This window comes from Undibacterium sp. CY21W (assembly GCF_014284265.1).
Taxonomy (GTDB): Bacteria; Pseudomonadota; Gammaproteobacteria; order Burkholderiales; family Burkholderiaceae_D; genus Undibacterium; species Undibacterium aquatile.
In genome coordinates this window covers 100,742-121,866 of record NZ_JACOGE010000002.1, presented here as the reverse complement: position 1 = coordinate 121,866, position 21,125 = coordinate 100,742, and the positions used below count along the sequence as shown (strand labels likewise).

Here is a 21,125-nt window from a genome sequence, read left to right as displayed (position 1 = left end):
CGTGTTGATGCGTTCGTGTTTTTTTGCGTCGATTATCGTGTGGATTTATCGCAGCGCCCTGAGTACCGCCCGCACCGGGCTGGCATCGAGTCCGGCGAGTTTTAAGGGGAGGCAGATCAGTTCGTAATCGCCCTCCGGCACTTCATCAAGAACGATGCCTTCCAGAATCGCCATCTGATGCTGCTTCATGCGCAGATGTGCATCCAGCGTTTTGGATTCCTGCGGATCGAAAGAAGGGCTGTCGATGCCGATCAGCCTGACACCATGCTGCGCCAGCAGATCGATAGTTGCCGGGGCAATACTCGGGAAATCCGCATCCCATTGCATCAGCGGTGCCTGCAGATAGGTGCGGAATAACACGCGTGGCGGCAGATTGTGCAGATAGTCGCTGACGTGTTCCGGTAAAACCTGTACCACGCCCAGACTATGAATCACGCGGCAGGCACCGATATACGTATCGAGTGCGACCTGGTCGATAGATTTACCATCGACATCGTAATGCGAAGGCGCATCGCAATGCGCGCCGGTGTGGGTGGACATCGTGATCTTGCTGACTTTGACCGGGCAGCCGTCGGCAATTTGCCAGGTGGTTTCCGCGCTGTAAGCACTGTCGCCCGGCCAGACCGGAATCCCCGGCTGTATCGCCGGTGTGATGTCCCACAGGTGGGGCATTTCAGGCAGCTTAGACAGATCAGACATAGCAAACTCCTCAACAGAACAGGCAGAGATTTTATGCCGGATTGCCTGAATAATTGTTGCAAATCACAATATCAAAAACGGTATCGCTAGAATATACTGCGAATAAATGAAGGTTATTTGACGGAAATTGCGAATGTGCGTTTGTGCATCGCGCAAATGCACCAGAAAACAGGAAAACCATGCAACTCGACGCGACCGATCTGAAAATTCTCGATTACCTGCAAACCGATGGCCGTATCAGCAATCAGGAGTTGGCGGACAAAGTGTTTCTGTCGCCTTCATCCTGTCTGCGGCGGGTGCGTATGCTGGAAGAGGCTGGCGTGATTCATCATTATTGCGCCGTGATCGACACCGAAAAAGTCGGGCTGGAAGTGGATGCGTTTGTGCAGGTGACGATGCGGCGCGATGTCGAACAATGGCATGAGAGTTTTTCGCAGGCATTGCAGCAGTGGCCGGAAGTGACCGGTTCCTACATCATCACCGGCGACGCCAATTACCTGCTGCGCGTGCGCGCCCGCAATCTGAAACACTATTCCAGCTTCGTCCTTGAACGCCTCTACAAAACCACTGGTGTGCTGGATATTCGTTCGAACATCGTTTTGCAGACACTGAAAGATACCCAGCAGATTGACACTGCTTTGCTCGCAGAATAAGGCAATTTCAGGGGAGTATCTTTGATTTTTGCCTTATTCTCAGCATAAACAAAGGGCTTTTAAATATACTCCCGGGAGTATATTTTTGCCTCTGGAAGCCGTTTGACAGGCTTATTTACTCTGTAACAGCGCTTTCAGGATTTCTGCTGCCGGGCCCTGATTGTTCCAGGTCTGGGTCAGATCAAGGTCGCCGTTGGTGCTGACGAGGATCAGGATATTGCCGTTTTGGAGGTCGAGCAGATTCAGTATCCGCACACCGGCAATCCAACCCTGGCGCTCGACGATAGTGGTCGGTTTGCGCTCATCAGCGCCTTTGAAAGGATAGACCCAGACGCCGAGCGCGCCGCCGGTGGCATTCGGTTTCAGCATGTCAGCGCGGGCGGCAGACGACAGCAGTTTGCCTGCAATGAAGGCGCGGTCAAACGCCAGCAAGTCTTGCAGCGTGCCATACGATGAACCTGCCGCGCCGTAACTGGCGAAATTCACTTCCGGTTCGGCTTTCCCACCCAGCATGCCGTGCACATGCGCCGGGTTGTCCGGCATCGCGGCGTTGTACATACCGGCGCTTTTCATACCTGAAGGCTGGAACAGGCGCTGTTGCAGTAATTGGGCAAATGGCTGACCGCTGATTTTTTCCAGCAGCGCGCCGAGCAACAGATAGTCGCAGTTGTTGTAATCAAACGTGCTGCCGGGCGCACTCTTCATTGGTCCTGCGCAGATGCCGCTCGCGAAGGCCTGCATGTTGTCGCCATTATTGGCATTGCGCATGTGAAACGTAGGCTCGGCGTTTTCATTGTACAGGCCGGAATAATGCGTCAACAGTTGCCGCAGCGTGATCTGGCGCGCCTGCGGATTCGGATAATCTGGCCAATACTTTCCCAGCGGCTGATCGAGTTGCAAACGTCCAGCATCCACTTCCTGCAGTATCAGTATCGCGGTCATTTGCTTGGTGATTGAGGCGAAACGGAAAGTACGTTGCAGATCGCCAAAGTCGGCGCTGCTTTTTTGCAGCAGAATGCGATCACCGCGCGCTGCCAGTATCGCGCCGCGGAAACCGCTGGCAAACAACTGGCTGGCGGCGGTTTCCAGCGCACCAGGCTGTTTTGCCGCGACATTCTGGGCAGATAGAGAACTCAACAGACTCAGAACGATGAGGGCGCTACTGCGCAGGAAGTGACTAATGTGACAGAGGCGGGGCATAGCTCTACTCCGGGAACAGATCAGAATCCGCAGTGTAACAAATCACGGTAAAAACGGAAGAATGTGCAGTGCAGGATAGGTGTCGCGATATAATGCCGCACCATGAATTTACTCAAAACTCTTGCTTCTATCAGCGGCATGACGATGTTGTCGCGTATTACAGGCCTGGCGCGCGACATTCTGATTAACAGCCAGTTCGGTGCGAATGCACTGTCCGATGCATTCAATATCGCGTTCCGTATTCCGAATCTTTTACGCCGTTTATTTGCCGAAGGCGCGTTCGCGCAAGCCTTTGTGCCGATTCTGGCCGAATATAAAGTCAGACAGGGCGAAGAAGCGACGAAGGCGCTGGTCGATCATGTCGCGACCTTGCTGACCTGGGCTTTGCTGCTGACCTGCGCGGCTGGCATTGTCGGTGCGCCGGTGATTTTATATGTGGCGGCGAACGGTTTGCTTGACCGGCCGGACGTATTTAACGCCAGCGTGGTGATGACGCGCATCATGTTCCCTTACATCGGTTTCATGTCGATGGTGGCGCTGGCTGGCGGCATTTTAAATACCTGGCGCGAATTCAAAATACCCGCTTTTACGCCGGTGATTTATAACCTGACCTCGATTGCAGGTTCTTTGTGGCTGTCACGTTTTCTTGAGCAACCGATCTATGCGCTGGCGATTGCGGTTTTCGTCGGCGGCGTGCTGCAAATGGCGATCCAGATACCGGCTCTGGTCAAAATCGGCATGCTGCCACGCATAGGCTGGCGGCCGCATACCGCATGGCAAGACGAAGGCGTGCGCCGCATTGTGCGCAATATGCTGCCAGCAATATTGGCCGTCTCGGCGTCGCAGATCAGTATTCTGATCAACACCAGTCTGGCCTCCAAAATGGTTGCTGGCAGCACCAGCTGGCTGGCCAGCGCAGATAGGTTAATGGAATTTCCAACCGCGCTGCTCGGTGTGGCCTTAGGCACGATCTTGCTGCCGGGCTTGTCGAAGGCCAATGCCGATGGCGATACCACCGAGTATTCGGCATTGCTCGATTGGGGCTTACGCCTGACGTTCCTGCTGGCGATGCCCGCCGCAGTGGCGCTGGCAACGATACCCGAAGCGCTGACCGCTACCTTGTTCCATCATGGCAAATTTGACGATCATGCGGTGCAGATGACCTCGCATGCCTTGATTTCTTATGGCATCGGCCTGATTGGTCTGATCGTGGTGAAAATTCTGGCACCGGGCTTTTACGCACGGCAGGATATACGCACGCCAGTCAAAATCGCGCTGACCGTGATGATTGCGACGCAATTGCTGAATCTGGTGTTTGTGCCTTTGTTCGCGCATGCCGGTCTGGCTTTATCGGTCGGGCTGGGCGCTTGCGTTAATGCCTTATTGCTGTTTATCGGCTTGCGCCGCCGCAGTATTTTCCATCCGCAAAAAGGCTGGCTGATGTTCCTGATCAAACTGGCTGCCGCATTAATGCTGATGGCGGCGGTGTCGTCGTGGATGTCGGATCAGATACACTGGTTGGCGATGAAACAGACGCCGCTATTGCGCGCAGGCGCTTTGTTCGTATTGATCCTGGTATCCGCTTCCGCGTATTTCGGTGCGCTGGCGGTGATGGGGTTCCGCCCCAAAGATTTCCGGAAAACAGCGAAGGTCTGATGTTGATGATCGTAATAAAAAAGGGATGCCGCGGCATCCCTTTTATTTTGATTCAGCGGAAGGCTGATCAGATGAAATGGCAAACGTAATCGAGGGTTTCCAGCGTTTCGATTTCAAAACTGGAATTGGCTGGTACCTGGAATTGCTGGCCGCCTTCATACACTGACCATTCGCTGTTGCCTTTGACGCGGATGCGGCATTTGCCTGCGTTCAGTTCCATGATTTCAGCCGCACCTGTATTGAATACCAGGCTGGATGGGAAAATCACACCTATGGTTTTTTTTGTGCCGTCAGCCAGCAATACTGTGTGGGAAACGCATTTGCCGTCGAAGTAAATATTCGCTTTTTTTACGACGCTGACCTGATCGAATTGAGTTGTCATGTTGTTCTGTTCCAAAAAAACAGCCCGCATAAAAAGCGGGCTGAGTTGCATTGATAAAAGCGGGTGTATTTCCTGATTACTGACCGCGTTTTGCGCGGGCATTTGCTGCAATACGCATACGCAATGCGTTGAGCTTGATGAAGCCACCAGCATCCGCCTGATTGTAAGCGCCGCCGTCTTCATCAAAAGTAGCAATGTTCATGTCGAACAGAGAATCTGTTTTGGAGTCACGCGATACGGTGATCACATTGCCTTTGTACAGCTTGACGCGTACCCAGCCATTGACCGTTTGCTGCGTCTGGTCGATCAGGGTTTGCAGAGCGATACGCTCTGGCGCCCACCAGTAGCCGTTGTAAATCATGCTGGCGTAACGTGGCATCAGATCATCTTTCAGATGCGCGACTTCGCGATCCAGTGTGATCGATTCAATCGCACGATGCGCACGCAGCATGATGGTACCGCCTGGCGTTTCGTAGCAACCACGGGATTTCATACCGACATAGCGGTTTTCCACCAGATCGAGACGACCGATACCGTGTTTACCACCCAGACGGTTCAATTCAGTCAGCACCGCCGCTGGCGACAAGCGTTTGCCATTCAGGGCGACGATGTCGCCGCGCTCGAATTCGATGTCCAGATATTCTGGCGCATCTGGTGCAGCTTCCGGGCTGACTGTCCAGCGCCACATCGATTCTTCGGCTTCAGCACTTGGGTTTTCCAGGTGGCGACCTTCAAAACTGATGTGCAGCAGATTCGCATCCATGGAATACGGTGCGCCGCCATTTTTGTGTTTCTGGTCGATTTCTATGCCTGCGTCTTCTGCATATTTCATCAGTTTTTCGCGGGACAATAAATCCCATTCACGCCATGGTGCAATGATCTTCACGCCCGGCATCAGCGCATAAGCACCGAGTTCGAAACGAACCTGATCATTACCTTTGCCAGTCGCACCGTGCGAGATCGCATCGGCACCGGTTTCTTTGGCGATTTCGATCAGGCGTTTGGCGATCAACGGACGGGCAATCGATGTGCCGAGCAGGTATTCACCTTCGTAAATTGTGTTGGCACGGAACATAGGGAAAACGAAATCGCGCACGAATTCTTCACGCACGTCATCGATGTAAATGTTTTCCGGCTTGATGCCGAATTTGATCGCTTTGGCACGTGCCGGTTCCAGCTCTTCACCCTGGCCCAGATCGGCAGTGAAGGTCACGATTTCGCATTGATAATTGTCTTGCAGCCATTTCAGAATGACAGAGGTATCCAGACCGCCAGAATAGGCGAGGACGACTTTTTTAATATCGCTCATAGTGTGCTTTCAAAATGTCTATTTAAAACGGTGTGTGCTTGATCCGGCTTAGCTGATTTCGCCAACAACCAGATATTCTAATAAAGCTTTTTGTACGTGCAGACGGTTTTCTGCTTCATCCCAGACCACAGACTGCGGGCCATCGATCACGCCAGCTGATACTTCTTCGCCGCGATGAGCAGGCAGACAGTGCATGAACAGCGCATCCGCATTGGCGCGTGCCATTTTTTCTTCATCCACAATCCAGCCGTCAAATGCTTGCAGACGCGCCTGATTTTCGGCTTCGTAACCCATGCTGGTCCAGACATCAGTATTCACCAGATCAACTCCGGCACAGGCATCAGATGGATTGTCGAACAAGGTGTACTGCGATGGATCGGCGCTGACCAGCGACATATCCATGTCATAGCCTTTGGGTGTCGAAATATGCAGATGGAAATTGAATATCTGGGCGGCCTGCAACCACGAATACAGCATGTTGTTCGCATCGCCTATCCACGCGACTTTTTTACCCGTGATAGAACCGCGATGTTCGATGTAGGTAAACACGTCGGCCAGTACCTGGCAAGGATGGTGCTGGTTGGTTAAACCATTGATGACGGGGACGCGCGAATTGGCCGCGAATTTTTCTATCATCTCTTGTTCGAATGTGCGGATCATGATGATGTCGCACATACGGGACATGACCTGACCTGCGTCTTCGACAGGTTCGCCTCGACCAAGCTGACTGTCACGCGTATTCAGATAAATTGCCGCACCGCCGAGCTGATGCATGCCAGCTTCAAACGACAGACGGGTACGGGTGGAATTTTTCTCGAAAACCATCACCAGCGTTCTGTCGAGCAGAGGGTGATAGGTCTGATAAGCTTTGAACCGTTGTTTGATGATGCGCGCACGTTGCATCACATATTCAAATTCGATCAGCGTGAAATCGGAAAATTGCAGGAAGTGTTTGATAGCCATAAATAAAACCGGCAGCAAGTGAAGCTTGCCGCCGCCTGTTATAACTGCTTCATTATAAAGGATTAAAGCGGCTTTCCCATATTAAATTCAGAAAATGGCGGGTTTGAAAATTAATTTGTGGGCGCTTTTGACATTTATTTGCGAGAAATCAGCTTTGTTGTTGCGATATTGAAATGTTGTTTGATTGCGTACGGAATTGTTAATTTTCGTGAATTAGTAAAAAAAAGTAACTCTACTTGATAATCTTATTGTTCTGACATCATTGGTTCTCGGTAAGCTATTTATAATGCCTCTGATTGTAGAATTTGTTTCTTCAGAGAATTCGTCGTTAATCTGACTGGCATTTGAGCTGGCAGATCATTTGTATTGAACAACATTTACCCGGATTAATTATTATGAGTGCACTTTTAGCCGGACTGACCGTCCTGATTATTGGCGATAGCCATATGTCCACACCAGATTATCTGATCACGACTTTGCACGATGATCTGATGAATAAAGGTGCCGTCGTCTATTCTTTCGGTGCCTGCGGCGTCGCCGCCGGTGACTGGATGGTAAAGAGCCAGTCTTCTTGCGGCGGTGCTGTTCGTCTGAAAGATGGTCCGGTTGAAGTGAAAACCGGGCAGGATGCAATGACGCGTCCGTTCAATGAACTGGTCAAAACCTACAAACCAAATCTGGTGGTTGTGGTGAATGGCGATACGATGGCGTCGTATTCTCAGCCAGAACTGCAAAAAAACTGGGTCTGGCAACAGGTTTCCCGTCTGACTAAAGGCGTCAAAAATAACAATGTGAGTTGCGTCTGGGTTGGCCCGGCCTGGGGTACTGAAGGCGGCAAATTCAATAAAACTTATGCCCGTGCCAAAGAAATGTCTGGTTACCTGTCTGAGATCGTGGCGCCATGCACTTATATCGATTCACTCAGCCTGTCTAAACCTGGCGAATGGGGCACGATTGACGGTCAGCATTTCGACGGTGCTGGCTATAAATCCTGGGGCAGTGCGATCGGTAATGCGATCGCCACACCTGCGATTCTGAATTCAATCAAACGTTAATATCCAGATTGACCGGCCGTGCGCCACCAGATTTTTATCTGTGGCGCACGGGTGTTTTTGGCTGGCATGATGCCTGTTTGTATTGTCGGCTTTGTCTTTGACCGCATAGACTGATTCATCAAAATGAAAAAAATTATCCTTACTTGCCTGGCTTCCGTCTTGTCTCTGAGCGCTTACGCAGATAATCCTTTGTATGAAACCGGACCTGGTCAGGATTCATCCTTCGTGCGCTTTCTGAATGCCAGCAGCGATAAGGCGCTTGTCGTCAACGGCGCGGCTAAAGTGAGTCTGGATGTTAAAAATGAGAGCCGTGTTTCGCGGTTTTATCCGGTCAAGGCCGGCGATAAACTGAAGGCCAGTGTGCAAGTCGGTGCCGCTAAAACCAATGTGGAAGTTGTGGCGAAGCCGGGTGAATTTATTACTGTCACCATCCTGAATAAAGGAACGGCGCTTGAAAGTATGCTGGTGCGCGAAGCGCCAACGGATTTCAATGCCATGCGTTCTTCTATTTCTCTGATGAATGTTGATAGCAGTTGCGCTGCCGCCTCGCTGACAGGTGGTGCCAAGGCCGCGACGATTTTTGAAGGCGTTAAACCAGCCACAACACAACGCCGTCTGGTGAACCCCGTGGCGCTGACAGTGCAGGCGAATTGTGGCGCTGATGCTGCTGGTGCAGCGGTCGATATGTCGCAATTGCAAGCGGGTGAACGCTACAGCATTATCGTGATTCCTGCGAAAAAAGGTCGTCAGACTTTTTTTGTACGCGATTCCACTTCCTGATCTGAATCAGGATTTTTCTCATGGTATTCGCTTCTCTTGAGTTTCTGACGCTATTTCTGCCTCTGTTTTTTGCGCTGTATCTGGTCACACCGCAGCAGTATCGCAATCACACTTTGTTGTTTGGCAGCTGGCTGTTTTATGCATGGTGGACGCCTAAATTTCTGCTGTTGATTATTGCGCTGACCATCCTTGCATGGGGTGCTGCGATCCTGATTGACCGAACCAATGATGAACGCCTGAAAACACGGCTGATGGCGGCAACCATAGTGTTGAATCTGGCGTCGCTGGTCTGGTACAAATACACCAACATGGTGGTGTCGTCGCTGAACACCATACTAACGGGGCGGCAGATGCCCGTCATACCGTGGGAAAACCTGATGCTGCCGATCGGTTTGTCTTTCACGGTATTACATGCGATTTCGTATATCGTGGATGTGCGTCGCAAGACCGTACCCGCACAGTACAGCTTTATTTCTTTCAGTGCGTATATGGCGATGTTCCCGCATCTGATTGCCGGCCCCATCGTCCGTTATAAAGTGATCGACAAAGAACTGCGCGAACGTGTTTTTTCATTTGAAAAATTCACGCTTGGCGCACGTCGTTTCATGATTGGTTTTTCGATGAAGGTCTTGATTGCCGATACGCTGGCACCGGTGGTGGCACTGGCGTTTGGCTTGAAAAATCCCGGCTTTGGCGATGCCTGGGTTGGCTGTATCGCCTATACGTTTCAACTGTATTTTGATTTCGCCGGTTATAGCGCAATGGCGATTGGCCTCGGGCTGATGCTGGGTTTTCATTTTGAGGAAAATTTCAATAACCCGTATCTTGCGGTGTCGATACAGGATTTCTGGCGGCGCTGGCACATGACCCTGTCGTCATGGTTACGGGATTATCTTTACATCAGCCTCGGCGGTAATCGTCAGGGAAAAATCCGCACCTATGTGAATCTGATGCTGACGATGGCAATCGGTGGTTTATGGCACGGTGGTGATAACTGGAATTATCTGATCTGGGGCATCATTCACGGTAGCGCGCTGTGCTGCGATCGCGCCTTTACTCAACGTGGCTGGTCTATGCCGAATTTCGCTTCGCGCAGCCTGACTTTGTTGGCGGTGATGTTTGCCTGGACGATCTTCCGTGCCGCAGGTTTCGACAATGCGCTCGACATGTGGGCGGGGCAACTTGGTTTAAACGGTATGAGTATCGGTGATGAAATTATTCTGGCTTTGCGTCCCGGTATTTTGCTGACCTTTGTGATAGGTCTGACTTGCGTGGTTTATCCTGCGACCCGGATAGCGAAACAGGGTGGTCTCGGTATTATGAGCTGGAGTATGGTCTGGCCTGTGCTTACCTTCGCTTATGCAGTGATCGTGCTGGCCGGGCAAAAGGCAATTCCATTTTTGTACTTCCAGTTTTAAGAGGGAAACATGAGCGAATCTTTTTCCTTTGACGCAAAAAAAGCCGGGGCATGGCGCTATGTGCCTGCCTTGTCGTTTGCGGCGATACTTGCTGCTGGCCTGGTTGCGACGGTATCGTCTTTGCAAGAAGTGCCATTGCAGAAGTGGCGAGAGATGGGGGACGTGCAGAAGATTGTTCAGGGTGAAGCGACGCGGATGTTTACGACGCAGCTCAATGAACATTTTTCATGGAGTAAAACATTTGCCAAATTTGAGCGGGCGGTTCGATGGAATCTTGCACGCGATGCTGGCCCGAATGTGCGTGTCGGTTGTGACGGTTGGTTTTTTTTACAGGAAGAGCTGACGACATTTGACGGCGGCGCACAGAATGCAAATGCGCGCGCATACATGGTCGGACAGATTGCGCAGAGCCTGAAAAAGCAAGGCGTGCAACTGGTGGTGGCAGTCGTTCCGGATAAGTCGCGGGTAGAACAGCAGCACCTGTGTGGCCTGCATCGGCCAGCGGGCTTTGCCCAACGTGGCGATGACTGGATTAAGGCTTTACGTGCAAAACAGGTTGAGGTGATCGATCTGTATCCTGCTCTGAACACTTTCAGTGGTGAGCGTTATTACCGGACCGATTCGCACTGGAGTGAGGCAGGTGCGAATGCAGCGGCGGCGGCGATTGCAAAGCATTTACAAAGTGCTGGCCTGGTTGATAAGTTCAATGCAGAGCTTCCTGCAGGTGCGGTGAAGACCGTGATCGCAGAGCGCATGGGGGATTTATTCCGTGTCGCCAATCTGGATGGATTACCGGCTGCTTTACGTCCCGCAATTGAAAGGACCGCGACCAGTACCGTGGCACCAGTCGCGAATAACAGCGACGATTTGTTTGGTGACGGCGGATTGCCTGCGGTGGCTTTAATCGGCACCTCATTCAGCTTGCGCGGTAATTTTGTGCCGTTTCTGAGTCAGCATCTGGCGGCACCGGTAGCGAATCTGGCCAAAGATGGCGGCGATTTTGACGGTTCCGCCTCAGCCTATCTGCACAGCAAAGCATTGCAGCAGGAACCGCCAAAAGTCGTAGTGTGGGAGATTCCAGAACGCATGTTGCAAAAGCCATTCAAGCCCTCAGAGCGTGCCTGGCTGGAAAGCCTGAAGCAAGGCAAGCTGTAATTCAACGCTGAAAATTCAATGGAAAAGTCAGCGTAAAAATTCAGCAATCCGTAGCGATCAGTAACCGACCGTTTGTGCCGATTCATGCACGAGTTGTTCAAACAGCTCGTGCCGCATAGAGGCGATGCTGCCATCTTTTACTGCGGCCAGAATCGCGCAGCCAGGCTCGGCATGGTGGTGGCAATTGTAGAATTTACAGTGTCCCAGATGCGGTAAAAATTCGGGGAACGCCCGTTCCAGCATGCCTTCACTCAGATGATGCAAGCCAAATTCCTGAAAGCCCGGCGAATCAATCACATACGAGTTTTCATCCATCTGATACAGACGGGTGAACGTCGTCGTGTGCTTGCCTGTATCCAGTGCTGCCGAAATTTCACGCGTGGCGATTTCCGCATCGGGAATCAGCAGATTAATCAGCGAGGATTTCCCCATGCCCGACTGGCCTATCAATATCGTGCTTTGACCCCGCATCAAATTTTCCATCGTGACCCGTGTGCCTTCAGGATCGGCCTTGGCCGAAACCTCATGCACCGGGTAGCCTAGCTTCGCATACAAGCCGACACGTTCACGCGCTTTCGGCAGTGATTCGGTGACATCCACTTTGTTCAGAATCAGATGCGGCTTGATGCCGGAAGATTCTGCCGCAACCAGTGCCCGCGAGACCAGATCGTCAGTAAAGCTGGGCTCTGTCGCCACCACAATCAACAGTTGCGTGAGATTCGCTGCCAGCATTTTTGACTTGTACTGATCTGAGCGATACAGCAAGGTTTTACGCGGCGTAATTGCTTCGATCACACCCTGATTTTTTGACGTCAGCGCGAATTCAACCACGTCACCGACAGAGACATCGCTTTTCTTGCCACGTGTGACGCAATGCAGTTTTTTTACTTCGCCGTTGATCGTCGCCTGTATCAGGTAATGACGGCCATGTGCAGCGATAACCAGACCTTGTAGATGCGCCATCAGGAAAAACTTTGCTCAAAAATGGCGTCGATTTTAGCGGCGCAGATGAAGTCGTTTTCTGAAATGCCGCCGTTGCCGCCGTTCACCGTATGCGTGTCAAAACGAACCACACAACGGTTATAAGTGACGACCAGTTCCGGATGATGGTCTTCTGCATGAATCACATACGCAATCGCGTTGATGAATGATAGTGTTTCGTAATAATTTTTGAACTGATAGGTTTTGGCGATACGCGCGCCATCGACTGCCCAGCCCGGAGTCGCAGCCAGATAAGCAGGCAATTCCGATTCCGGTAATCCGGTGAAGGTTTCTTGCGATTTTTTGGCGAGCAGGTCGGCGGTTTTAATCATGGTCATTCCTGAGATTATTTTTGACGTTATTCATGAAATTACGCGGCTGAAGACGCCGCCAGCAATTTGTTAATCCGTACCGTCGCTGGCGGATGCGAATCATAAAAAGCAGAATGCAGCGGATCTGGCGTCAGGGTAGACGCATTGTCTTCATATAGTTTCACCAGCGCTGCCACCAGATCATTGGCATCAGTATGTTTGGCGGCGAAGGCATCAGCCTCAAATTCATGTTTGCGCGAGCTGATCGAGGTCAGCGGCGAGAACAGGAAGGTGAATACCGGCACGCTCAGCATAAATAAAATCAAGGCCATCGCGTCATTTTTTGCCAGCAGCATTGGTTCAACACCAAGACCGGTATAAAACCATATCTGCTCTTTCAGGTAGCCCAGCAAGCCCAGGAAAACCAGTGACATGCCAAAGATCACGACCATGCGTTTGACGATATGTTTTAGTTTGAAGTGACCGAGTTCGTGCGCCAGTACCGCTTCAATTTCAGCCGGTGCCAGACGCGACAATAAGGTATCAAAAAAGACGATGCGTTTTGATGCGCCAAACCCTGAGAAATACGCATTGCCGTGGGCGCTGCGTTTAGACCCGTCCATCACAAACAGACCTTTCGATGCAAAACCGACGCGCTGCATCAGACCTTCGATACGCGCACGCAGACCATCATCTTCCAGAGGGGTGAATTTATTAAACAGCGGTGCGATCACGCTGGGGTAGATCAGCATCATCAATAACTGAAAACCGCTCCAGAATAGCCACGCATACAGCCACCACAACGCACCAGATTTATCCATCAGCGTCAGCACCACCCAGATCAGGGGCAGGCCAATCACCGCGCCCAGCAGCGTGCTTTTTATCAGGTCGCCAAAGAACAGGCCCGGCGTCATTTTGTTAAAGCCAAACTTCTGTTCGAGCACGAATTGCGAGTAATACGAAAATGGTAGTTCCAGCAAACTGCTGATCACAGCAAATGCGGTGATCAGACTGATCTGATACCACATGCCCGGGCCGGTGATTTTGACCAGTGTGACAGACAGCCACTGCAAGCCGCCAAATAAGGTGAAGCCAATCAGCACCAGCGCATTGAATATCAGCAGCACCAGCCCAAGCTTGGTCTTGGCAATGGTGTAATCGGCGGCTTTCTGATGTGCTGCCAGCGGGATTTTTTCGGCAAATTGCACAGGCACCTGCGCCCGGTGTTGCAGTATGTGGCGAATGTGGCGCGAGCCCAGCCAGAACTGCACCAGCAGCGTGACCAGCAGAAAGGAAATGAAGAAAACCGAAAAGGCGACTGAAATCATGGGAAAATGTGACATTCGTAAAAAAGCTAAGGAAGAATTATGTCACAAGCGACCGACATTCAAGCAAACACACCGCCTGCACGCCCAAATGAAATGAATCTGATCTGGGTGGACATGGAAATGACCGGCCTTGACCCTGATAATGACCGCATTATCGAAGTGGCCGTGGTCGTCACGGATTCGCAATTGAATGTGCTGGCAGAAGGCCCTGTATTTGCCATCCATCAGTCGGATGAGACGCTGAACAAAATGGATGCCTGGAATAAAGGCACACATGGCCGCTCCGGCCTGATCGATAAAGTCAAAGCATCGACGTTCAGCGAAGCCGATGCTGAAGAAGCATTGATCGCATTTCTGAAACCGTATGTGCCAGCCGGTAAATCGCCGATGTGCGGTAACTCGATTTGTCAGGATCGCCGTTTCATGGCGCGCGGCATGCCTAAGCTGGAAGCCTTCTTCCACTACCGCAATCTGGATGTGTCGACACTGAAAGAATTGTGCCGCCGCTGGAAACCAGAATTATCGACAGGCTTTAAAAAACACCAGAAACACACTGCGTTAGCCGACATCGTTGAATCGATTGAGGAGCTCAAGTATTACCGTCAGCATTTCATCAAGGAATAAGCTGAAGGCGATGCTGCCTCTGTGAAGTTGCGTAGTTGCGGACTTGGGCAGACAGCAGCAGACATAAAAAAGCGACGGTGAAAATACCGTCGCATTTTTATCGCCTGATTTTTCATATACTCCCGGGGAGTATGTATTTTGGCATCACTAACATCCTTTGTTTATAAGGAGATGCTCGCAATTGAATAGGATACTCCCTGAAAAATGGCAAAAACAGGGCAAAAATGGCTGTTTTCAGGCCATTTTCAGCGCAGCCAATGCTTATACGCCCAGCAGTTCTACTTCAAAAATCAACGTCGCATTTGGTGGAATCACACCGCCGGCGCCGCGTGGGCCGTAGCCGAGGCTGGATGGGATAGTCAGGATGCGGGTGCCGCCGATTTTCATGCCTTGTACGCCTTCATCCCAGCCTTTGATCACATGACCAGCGCCGAGTGGGAAGGAGAAAGGATCATTACGGTCTTTGCTGGAATCAAATTTCGCGCCAGCGCTGCCATCGGCATTTTGCAGCCAGCCTGTGTAATGAACGACAACGTGATTGCCTGCTTGCGCTTCTGCGCCTTCGCCGACGATTTTATCTTCGTATTGCAAACCGCTGACGGTAGTAATTGTGCTCATGGTTTCCCCTTTATTTGTCAAAAAAGTGGCGCAATTGTAGAGCAAAAACAGAGTCCGGCGCTGGAATCAGCCCGGATGATGCCCTTTTCTTCGCGGCGCGGTGTTTCCTGAGTGAAAGTTGTTGCCTTGATTTTTCTCAATATCGGCTGAAAAGTAAAAAAACAGCAAGCCTGATCTAAGCCGCTGACGACTATGCACGGTAAAATGCAGACTTAATTCATTTATTGGCGGTCTTCTTTCATGCGTAGTCGTTCTTTGTTGGCATCTCTGTTTTTTGGTTTATTGATTCCCGCCGTTGTACCGGCAGCGCAGTCAAACGTTGTGGTCGTGCTGAATTCGCGTGATGCGACGGTCAGTTTGCTGGATCAGCAGACGTACAAAGAAATCAGTACATTTCCTATCGGTAAAGAGCCGCATCACCTGATGGCGACGCCGGATAATAAATCTCTGATTGTGGCGAATGCGATTGGTGATGAGCTGGTGTTTCTTGACCCTAAGAGTGGTCAGATTCAGCGTCGTATCAAGGATATTGCTGATCCGTATCAGATCGGTTTTTCACCGGATCAGAAATGGTTCGTCTCAAATTCGCTGCGCCTTGATCGCGTCGATTTTTATAAATTCGATGGTCAGGATCTGAAGCTGGTGAACCGTGTTCCGCTGGCGAAGTTACCTAGCCATATGGCATTTGATGCGGCCAGCACGACGGTGTTCATTACTCAGCAAGGTAGCGATCAGGTGTCGGCAATTGATCTGGCGACCCAGAAAGTGAAATGGACGATTCCTGTCGGTAAGCTGCCAGCGGGTATCGTGATGACGCCGGATGATAAATATCTGCTGGTCGGCATCATGGGTAAAGATTACGTTGAAGTGATTGACTGGCGTACACAAAAAACCGTCAAGCGTATCAAGGCAGGTGTCGGCACGCATAATTTCCGTGCGCTGGGCGATAAGCGCCATGTGTTTGTCTCTAACCGCACCTCGAATGAAATCAATATCCTCGATCAGCAAACACTGGAAATGGTTGGCAGTATTCCTGTTCCCGGCGGCCCTGATTGCATGGAAGTCAGTGAAGATGGTAAGACTTTGTGGGCGACTCTGCGCTGGATTAAAAAAGTGGCGGTCGTTGATATTCCTTCCAGAAAAGTCATCAAGCTGATTCCGGTCGGCCGCTCCCCACATGGCGTTTTCTTTGCCAATCGTGCCGGCAACATCTAAGCATCATCCTTACCTTGCAGCCGCACTGGCAGCCTTGATTCTGCCGGTGCAGATCAGCGCAGCCGCTGCGACCGCAGCCGCTCACTCTGCCGCATGTAAGGGAACGATTTATCTGACATTTGATACTGGCAGCCAGTCGCAGGCGGAATTGATTGCGGCAACACTGCGTCGCCATCAGATCAAGGCCACCTTTTTTCTGGCGAACGAAAAAACGGTGCGTGACGATTATTCTCTCGATCCATCGTGGGCACCATATTGGAAAACGCTGGCAAATGAAGGCCATGCGTTTGGGTCGCACACTTTCGATCACGTTTATGTGATCGGTGATTTGCCCGATGGTAGGATTGAAGTACGCCCGCAGTTCGGCGCTGATGCCGGAAAAAAACTGGCGTGGACGCCGCAACAATATTGCAGCGAATTGCGTCGTGTGAACCAGCGTTTTCTTCAACTGACCGGTAAGCAACTTGATCCCTACTGGCGCGCGCCTGGCGGTAAGCTGACACCGAATTTATTGAAAGCGGGTGAAGCTTGCGGTTACCGTCATGTGGCATGGGCACCTGCCGGTTTTTCCGGCGACGAATTATCCAGCGAAAAATTCAGTAATGCGCTGCTGTTAAAACGCGCACTTGATCATTTACGTGATGGCGATATTTTCATGGCGCACCTCGGCATCTGGTCGCGCAAGCAGGCCTGGGCACCGGAAAATCTGGAACCCTTAATTACCGGGCTTGAGCAAAAATCCTTTTGTTTTGCTACGCTACGCGAGCATCCTTCCTATACCACTGGCAAATAATGAATTTCATTTCTTACTTCTCAGATTTACTGACCAACCTTCAATCCTGGATTTTTCAAGCCATCGTGCAGCCGACGATGTTTTATGTCGGGCTGGGTGAATATGTGGAAGATTCGTTTGAGGGTGTTGAGTGGTTTATCTTCGGCGTATTACAACTGATTATTTTGTTCCTGATCTTGCGCCCGTTGGAGTCCTGGATACCGGTACATAAGATCACCGACCGTTACGCCCGCTGGAACGATTTTATTTATACCGCCTTGCATCGCCTGGGCGCGTTTTCGATGGTGGTGTTTTTTCTGCTGACACCTGTATTTGATTATCTGACAGCCGTCTTGCATTTGCAGGGCGTCAACCCTTTTAATCTGGAAAATCTGTGGTCAGGTTTCTTGCAATATCCGGCCTTGCTGTTTATTGCTTACCTGTTTGTGCTGGATTTTTTTGATTACTGGTATCACCGCGCCAGCCATCAGTTCAACTGGTGGTGGGGTTTGCACAGCCTGCACCACAGTCAGCGTAATATGAATCTGTGGAGCGATAATCGTAATCATCTGCTGGACGATTTTTTGCGCGATATTTACATGGGCATGATCGCGATTGTGATAGGCGTGGAGCCCGGTCAGTATGTGATGCTGGTGATGGCATCGCAGATGTTGCAGAGTCTGCAGCATGCGAATGTGCGCCTGTATTTCGGCCGGTTCGGTGATTATTTACTGGTGTCGCCACGCTATCATCGCATGCATCACGCGATTGGTCTGGGGCATGAAACGCAAGGCAAAGGCACCTTGGGCGGGCATAATTTTGCCGTGTTATTTCCGCTATGGGATGTGCTGTTTGGTACAGCTTTATTCAGTAAAGAATATGCCGAGACCGGCATCCGTGATCAACTGCCTGCACCGGAAGGATGTTCCCGCGATTATGGTCGTGGATTCTGGGCGCAGCAATGGCTGGGGCTCAAACGCATGACCGGTATGGAAAAGGAAACGCACTCATGAATATTGCTGCTGTGGGGATTGCATGGGGGAGAGCGGTTGCGGCGCAATTACACTTTCGCATGTTGTTACTGACGTTCATTCCATTTCTGGCTGCGCTGTTGATCTGGAGCGTCGCCATGTGGTTTGGTCTGCAGGCGCTGATCGATTATCTGCAACTATGGTTTGCCGATCACAACAGTTTTCAGACCGCTGGTGACATCCTGGGAATGATAGGCTTGTTCACATTGAAAGCGATGGTGGTGCCGCTGGTGGCGATGTGGCTGTTGTTACCGCTGATGGTGTTTACCGCTTTATTGTGCATAGGCTTGTTTGCGATGCCTGCAATCAGCAAACATGTCGGGTCCCGCCATTATCCGCAACTGGAACAACGGCATGGTGGTTCTTTGCTCGGCAGCATAGGGTATTCCCTCAGTTCGTTTGTGATTTTTGCTTTCGTCTGGCTGCTGACATTGCCGCTGACTTTATTTCCACCTGTGAGTCTGGTCTTGCAACCCTTGTTATGGGGTTGGCTCACTTATCGCGTGATCGTCTATGACGCGTTGGCTGAATATGCCGATGTGGATGAACGGCGCGCACTGATGAAACAGCATCGCTGGTCTTTATTGTTCATGGGAACGATTGCGGGTATATTCGGTGCCGCGCCGGGTTTGTTGTGGCTGGGTGGTGTGATGGCGGTGATGTTCTTGCCGGTGATCGCCGGATTTGCGATCTGGCTGTATGTGCTGGTATTTGTTTTTTCCGGTCTGTGGTTCCAGCACTATTGTCTGGCGGCGCTGGCACAACAGCGGGCAGCAGCGTCGTCTGCTCTTGTACAATAAGCGCATCACGAATTCCAACAAAGGAACGCATATGGCTATCGGTCTGATCATCATCGGTGACGAAATTCTTTCAGGGAAACGGCAGGATAAGCACTTGCCGCAAGTGATCGCTGCATTGAATGCGCGCGGTCTGCAACTGGATTGGGCTGAGTACGTCGGTGATAACCGCGAACGGATTACGGCAATCCTGCAACGCAGTTTTGCCAGCGGCGATATCGTTTTTTCGACCGGCGGCATCGGTGCCACACCGGATGATCACACCCGTCAATGTGCTGCCGCAGCACTGAATCTGCCGCTGGAATTACATACTGAAGCGAAGACACTGATACAGCAACGGGTACTGGAAATGGCTGCTGAGGCCGGTAAGACCGTGGATCTGAACAGCCCCGATCATTTGCAGCGCCTCAAAATGGGCGAGTTTCCGCAAGGCGCGGCGCTGATTCCGAATCCTTACAACAAGATTCCCGGCTTTGCGATACGTCAGCATTATTTCGTTCCGGGCTTTCCGGTGATGGCCTGGCCGATGATAGAGTGGGTGCTGGATACGCATTATTCCCATCTGTTTCATCAACAGGCAAGAGCAGAAAAAGCGGTGTTGGTATACGAAGCAATAGAGTCTGTACTGACGCCGTTAATGGAGGCTTTGGAAGCTGAATTCCCGCTGATTAAAGTCTTCAGTCTGCCCAGCGTTGGCACAGAGACGCAGCGCCGACATATTGAGCTGGGCGTCAAAGGTGATCCTGCACAGGTGGAAGCCGCATTTAAGAAAATGCTCGCAGGCCTCGATCATTTCCACTCTGAATATGTGCCGGTACCGCTGAGTTCCGACGCCTGATGCAAAAGATCAAGTTCACCCTGTTTTCGCTGCGCGACCTGATCGTCGCGTTTGGCCCGGTGACACTGATGGTGTTGATCGTCTGCGGCCTTGGATTCTGGCTGGTGGACCCGGCGCCGCCGCGCATTATCGACATTTCCACCGGTCCGGAAAACAGTGCTTACGAACGTTTTGCCAAGTTATATGCTGCGGAGCTGGCGAAAAACCAGATTCAGCTACGGTTTAAAACCTCGCAAGGTTCACAGGAAAACTTGCAACGCATCAGTGACCCAGATTCTGAAATCGAAGTAGGCTTCGTGCGTAGCGGCTCAACCGATCGCACGGAAGCAGCGGAAAAAGGATTGATATCGCTGGGTAGTTTGTTTTATGAGCCGATCTGGATTTTTTACCGCGATAAAAAAGAATTCACGACCATCAGCCAGTTCCGAGGGCGCCGCATTAATGTCGGCCCTGACGGCACCGGTGTTGGCCGTATTTTCGAGCAGATTTTATCGGTCAACAACATGAGTGCCGGCGATGTCAGTTTCCAGCATCTCGACGACACGCCTGCGACAGTGGCATTTCTGGCGGGGCAGTTAGATGTGCTGGTATTCAGCACCGCCAGCGATGCACCGCTGGTGCAGATGCTGCTGCAGACGCCTGGTGTGCGCTTATTTGATTTTGTGCAGGCGGAAGCCTATACCCGGCGTTTTCCTTATCTGTCGCAAGTGACTTTACCGCGCGGCATCGTCGATATCGGCTTGGATTTACCAGCCCGCGATTATCACCTGATCTCACCGACAGCAACGCTGGTGGCGCACGAAAGTCTGCATCCGGCGTTGACTGGTTTGTTGTTGCAGGCAGCAGCTAAAATTCACAGTCGCGCCGACTGGCTGAGCAAGCAGGGTGAGTTTCCCTCCGATCGCTATACGGAAATTCCGGTATCGGGTGAGGCTGAAAAATTCTATAAAAACGGTGCGCCGGTGCTGCAACGTTATCTGACTTTCTGGGTCGCAAATTTTATCGAGCGCATGTGGGTGGTCATCGTTGCGCTGGGGGCTTTGTTTTTGCCTTTGTCCAAAATTATTCCCCCTTTATACGTCTGGCGTATCCGCTCCAGAATTTATCGCTGGTATGGTCAGTTACGTACGGTCGAGCAGATCATCGATAACCTGAGCAGTTCAGATAAAAAAGCGACGCTGGAAAAACAATTGAATTATCTCGATGAAATTGAAGACAAGGTGAACCGCATCAGCGTTCCTCTTTCGTATGCCGAGGAATTATATGGTCTGCGCAGCCATATCCAGTTCGTACGAACCCGGGTGCAATCTTTGCTAAAAAGCAGATAAGTCCTGCGCACC

General features: G+C 51.3%; 22 protein-coding genes. 13 read left to right on the top strand and 9 right to left on the bottom strand.

What is annotated here, in order from left to right; translation table 11 throughout:
- Positions 1 to 45: 45 nt before the first annotated feature.
- A complete protein-coding gene (gene kynB / locus H8K29_RS05180) occupies positions 46 to 672 on the bottom strand; it encodes an arylformamidase (RefSeq protein WP_186897134.1) in 627 nt (208 codons plus the stop codon).
- Between the two features lie 206 nt (positions 673 to 878).
- On the opposite strand from kynB, the gene H8K29_RS05175 reads away from it, so the two are divergent.
- Positions 879 to 1,352, top strand: coding sequence for an Lrp/AsnC family transcriptional regulator (locus tag H8K29_RS05175; RefSeq protein ID WP_186896709.1), 474 nt, complete (start codon positions 879 to 881; stop codon positions 1,350 to 1,352).
- A gap of 111 nt (positions 1,353 to 1,463) precedes the next feature.
- Here H8K29_RS05175 and H8K29_RS05170 read toward each other — a convergent pair whose 3' ends face one another.
- A complete protein-coding gene (locus H8K29_RS05170) occupies positions 1,464 to 2,552 on the bottom strand; it encodes a serine hydrolase (protein WP_186896708.1) in 1,089 nt (362 codons plus the stop codon).
- A 102-nt stretch (positions 2,553 to 2,654) separates the two neighbouring features.
- Between H8K29_RS05170 and murJ the strand changes: the two genes are divergently transcribed.
- Positions 2,655 to 4,208: a murein biosynthesis integral membrane protein MurJ gene (gene murJ / locus H8K29_RS05165; RefSeq protein WP_186896707.1), complete on the top strand. Its 1,554-nt coding sequence runs from the start codon at positions 2,655 to 2,657 to the stop codon at positions 4,206 to 4,208.
- Positions 4,209 to 4,275: 67 nt separating this feature from the next.
- Here the strand turns inward: murJ and H8K29_RS05160 are convergent, their stop codons facing one another.
- The 3 genes from H8K29_RS05160 to argF all read right to left on the bottom strand — a co-directional run bounded on the left by H8K29_RS05160 (position 4,276) and on the right by argF (position 6,862).
- Positions 4,276 to 4,590, bottom strand: a complete 315-nt coding sequence (locus H8K29_RS05160) for a pyrimidine/purine nucleoside phosphorylase (RefSeq protein ID WP_186896706.1) — start codon at positions 4,588 to 4,590, stop codon at positions 4,276 to 4,278.
- 76 nt (positions 4,591 to 4,666) lie between these two features.
- On the bottom strand, positions 4,667 to 5,899 hold the full coding sequence (locus H8K29_RS05155) for an argininosuccinate synthase (RefSeq protein ID WP_186883210.1): 1,233 nt from the start codon (positions 5,897 to 5,899) through the stop codon (positions 4,667 to 4,669).
- A gap of 48 nt (positions 5,900 to 5,947) precedes the next feature.
- Positions 5,948 to 6,862 carry an ornithine carbamoyltransferase gene (gene argF / locus H8K29_RS05150; protein WP_186896705.1) on the bottom strand — a complete coding sequence of 305 codons (915 nt, stop codon included), beginning with the start codon at positions 6,860 to 6,862 and terminating at the stop codon, positions 5,948 to 5,950.
- Between the two features lie 395 nt (positions 6,863 to 7,257).
- Here argF and H8K29_RS05145 point away from each other — a divergent pair, with 395 nt between their 5' ends.
- The 4 genes from H8K29_RS05145 (at position 7,258) to H8K29_RS05130 (ending at position 11,270) form a co-directional block, all read left to right on the top strand.
- The gene (locus H8K29_RS05145; protein ID WP_186883212.1) at positions 7,258 to 7,917 is read left to right on the top strand and encodes an SGNH/GDSL hydrolase family protein; all 660 of its coding nucleotides are present in this window, start codon (positions 7,258 to 7,260) and stop codon (positions 7,915 to 7,917) included.
- Between the two features lie 123 nt (positions 7,918 to 8,040).
- Entirely contained in the window at positions 8,041 to 8,697 is a 657-nt protein-coding gene (locus H8K29_RS05140) for an alginate O-acetyltransferase AlgF (protein WP_186896704.1), read from the top strand.
- A 20-nt stretch (positions 8,698 to 8,717) separates the two neighbouring features.
- Entirely contained in the window at positions 8,718 to 10,115 is a 1,398-nt protein-coding gene (locus H8K29_RS05135; protein ID WP_186896703.1) for an MBOAT family protein, read from the top strand.
- A 9-nt stretch (positions 10,116 to 10,124) separates the two neighbouring features.
- The gene (locus H8K29_RS05130) at positions 10,125 to 11,270 is read left to right on the top strand and encodes a cell division protein FtsQ (RefSeq protein ID WP_186896702.1); all 1,146 of its coding nucleotides are present in this window, start codon (positions 10,125 to 10,127) and stop codon (positions 11,268 to 11,270) included.
- A gap of 57 nt (positions 11,271 to 11,327) precedes the next feature.
- Here H8K29_RS05130 and rsgA read toward each other — a convergent pair whose 3' ends face one another.
- Genes rsgA through H8K29_RS05115 form a run of 3 tightly spaced genes read right to left on the bottom strand, consistent with a single transcriptional unit; the run spans position 11,328 to position 13,890 of the window.
- The gene (gene rsgA / locus H8K29_RS05125; protein ID WP_186896701.1) at positions 11,328 to 12,233 is read right to left on the bottom strand and encodes a ribosome small subunit-dependent GTPase A; all 906 of its coding nucleotides are present in this window, start codon (positions 12,231 to 12,233) and stop codon (positions 11,328 to 11,330) included.
- Complete coding sequence (locus tag H8K29_RS05120; protein WP_186896700.1) at positions 12,233 to 12,583, bottom strand: 4a-hydroxytetrahydrobiopterin dehydratase; 351 nt, start codon at positions 12,581 to 12,583, stop codon at positions 12,233 to 12,235. The genes rsgA and H8K29_RS05120 overlap by 1 nt, the downstream gene beginning before the upstream one ends.
- 38 nt (positions 12,584 to 12,621) lie before the next feature.
- A complete protein-coding gene (locus H8K29_RS05115; RefSeq protein ID WP_186896699.1) occupies positions 12,622 to 13,890 on the bottom strand; it encodes a M48 family metallopeptidase in 1,269 nt (422 codons plus the stop codon).
- Between the two features lie 39 nt (positions 13,891 to 13,929).
- On the opposite strand from H8K29_RS05115, the gene orn reads away from it, so the two are divergent.
- Positions 13,930 to 14,514, top strand: coding sequence for an oligoribonuclease (gene orn, locus H8K29_RS05110; protein ID WP_186896698.1), 585 nt, complete (start codon positions 13,930 to 13,932; stop codon positions 14,512 to 14,514).
- Between the two features lie 261 nt (positions 14,515 to 14,775).
- Here the strand turns inward: orn and H8K29_RS05105 are convergent, their stop codons facing one another.
- On the bottom strand, positions 14,776 to 15,132 hold the full coding sequence (locus H8K29_RS05105; RefSeq protein ID WP_186896697.1) for an FKBP-type peptidyl-prolyl cis-trans isomerase: 357 nt from the start codon (positions 15,130 to 15,132) through the stop codon (positions 14,776 to 14,778).
- A gap of 240 nt (positions 15,133 to 15,372) precedes the next feature.
- On the opposite strand from H8K29_RS05105, the gene H8K29_RS05100 reads away from it, so the two are divergent.
- The 6 genes from H8K29_RS05100 to H8K29_RS05075 are packed head-to-tail and all read left to right on the top strand — an operon-like array spanning position 15,373 to position 21,113.
- Complete coding sequence (locus H8K29_RS05100; RefSeq protein ID WP_186896696.1) at positions 15,373 to 16,347, top strand: cytochrome D1 domain-containing protein; 975 nt, start codon at positions 15,373 to 15,375, stop codon at positions 16,345 to 16,347.
- Positions 16,310 to 17,140, top strand: coding sequence for a polysaccharide deacetylase family protein (locus tag H8K29_RS05095; protein ID WP_186896695.1), 831 nt, complete (start codon positions 16,310 to 16,312; stop codon positions 17,138 to 17,140). The genes H8K29_RS05100 and H8K29_RS05095 overlap by 38 nt, the downstream gene beginning before the upstream one ends.
- Entirely contained in the window at positions 17,140 to 18,132 is a 993-nt protein-coding gene (locus H8K29_RS05090) for a sterol desaturase family protein (RefSeq protein WP_186896694.1), read from the top strand. The genes H8K29_RS05095 and H8K29_RS05090 overlap by 1 nt, the downstream gene beginning before the upstream one ends.
- A complete protein-coding gene (locus H8K29_RS05085; protein WP_255423265.1) occupies positions 18,129 to 18,950 on the top strand; it encodes an EI24 domain-containing protein in 822 nt (273 codons plus the stop codon). The genes H8K29_RS05090 and H8K29_RS05085 overlap by 4 nt, the downstream gene beginning before the upstream one ends.
- A gap of 31 nt (positions 18,951 to 18,981) precedes the next feature.
- Positions 18,982 to 19,785: a molybdopterin-binding protein gene (locus tag H8K29_RS05080; RefSeq protein WP_186896692.1), complete on the top strand. Its 804-nt coding sequence runs from the start codon at positions 18,982 to 18,984 to the stop codon at positions 19,783 to 19,785.
- Positions 19,785 to 21,113, top strand: a complete 1,329-nt coding sequence (locus H8K29_RS05075) for a TAXI family TRAP transporter solute-binding subunit (RefSeq protein WP_186896691.1) — start codon at positions 19,785 to 19,787, stop codon at positions 21,111 to 21,113. Before H8K29_RS05080 ends, H8K29_RS05075 begins: the two co-directional genes overlap by 1 nt.
- Positions 21,114 to 21,125 lie beyond the last annotated feature (12 nt).

Coding starts and splice junctions, on each gene's coding strand:
- kynB (WP_186897134.1), bottom strand. CDS start 672: ATGCCCCACCTGTGGGACATCACACCGGCGATACAGCCGGGGATTCCG.
- H8K29_RS05175 (WP_186896709.1), top strand. CDS start 879: ATGCAACTCGACGCGACCGATCTGAAAATTCTCGATTACCTGCAAACC.
- H8K29_RS05170 (WP_186896708.1), bottom strand. CDS start 2,552: ATGCCCCGCCTCTGTCACATTAGTCACTTCCTGCGCAGTAGCGCCCTC.
- murJ (WP_186896707.1), top strand. CDS start 2,655: ATGAATTTACTCAAAACTCTTGCTTCTATCAGCGGCATGACGATGTTG.
- H8K29_RS05160 (WP_186896706.1), bottom strand. CDS start 4,590: ATGACAACTCAATTCGATCAGGTCAGCGTCGTAAAAAAAGCGAATATT.
- H8K29_RS05155 (WP_186883210.1), bottom strand. CDS start 5,899: ATGAGCGATATTAAAAAAGTCGTCCTCGCCTATTCTGGCGGTCTGGAT.
- argF (WP_186896705.1), bottom strand. CDS start 6,862: ATGGCTATCAAACACTTCCTGCAATTTTCCGATTTCACGCTGATCGAA.
- H8K29_RS05145 (WP_186883212.1), top strand. CDS start 7,258: ATGAGTGCACTTTTAGCCGGACTGACCGTCCTGATTATTGGCGATAGC.
- H8K29_RS05140 (WP_186896704.1), top strand. CDS start 8,041: ATGAAAAAAATTATCCTTACTTGCCTGGCTTCCGTCTTGTCTCTGAGC.
- H8K29_RS05135 (WP_186896703.1), top strand. CDS start 8,718: ATGGTATTCGCTTCTCTTGAGTTTCTGACGCTATTTCTGCCTCTGTTT.
- H8K29_RS05130 (WP_186896702.1), top strand. CDS start 10,125: ATGAGCGAATCTTTTTCCTTTGACGCAAAAAAAGCCGGGGCATGGCGC.
- rsgA (WP_186896701.1), bottom strand. CDS start 12,233: ATGGCGCATCTACAAGGTCTGGTTATCGCTGCACATGGCCGTCATTAC.
- H8K29_RS05120 (WP_186896700.1), bottom strand. CDS start 12,583: ATGATTAAAACCGCCGACCTGCTCGCCAAAAAATCGCAAGAAACCTTC.
- H8K29_RS05115 (WP_186896699.1), bottom strand. CDS start 13,890: ATGATTTCAGTCGCCTTTTCGGTTTTCTTCATTTCCTTTCTGCTGGTC.
- orn (WP_186896698.1), top strand. CDS start 13,930: ATGTCACAAGCGACCGACATTCAAGCAAACACACCGCCTGCACGCCCA.
- H8K29_RS05105 (WP_186896697.1), bottom strand. CDS start 15,132: ATGAGCACAATTACTACCGTCAGCGGTTTGCAATACGAAGATAAAATC.
- H8K29_RS05100 (WP_186896696.1), top strand. CDS start 15,373: ATGCGTAGTCGTTCTTTGTTGGCATCTCTGTTTTTTGGTTTATTGATT.
- H8K29_RS05095 (WP_186896695.1), top strand. CDS start 16,310: ATGGCGTTTTCTTTGCCAATCGTGCCGGCAACATCTAAGCATCATCCT.
- H8K29_RS05090 (WP_186896694.1), top strand. CDS start 17,140: ATGAATTTCATTTCTTACTTCTCAGATTTACTGACCAACCTTCAATCC.
- H8K29_RS05085 (WP_255423265.1), top strand. CDS start 18,129: ATGAATATTGCTGCTGTGGGGATTGCATGGGGGAGAGCGGTTGCGGCG.
- H8K29_RS05080 (WP_186896692.1), top strand. CDS start 18,982: ATGGCTATCGGTCTGATCATCATCGGTGACGAAATTCTTTCAGGGAAA.
- H8K29_RS05075 (WP_186896691.1), top strand. CDS start 19,785: ATGCAAAAGATCAAGTTCACCCTGTTTTCGCTGCGCGACCTGATCGTC.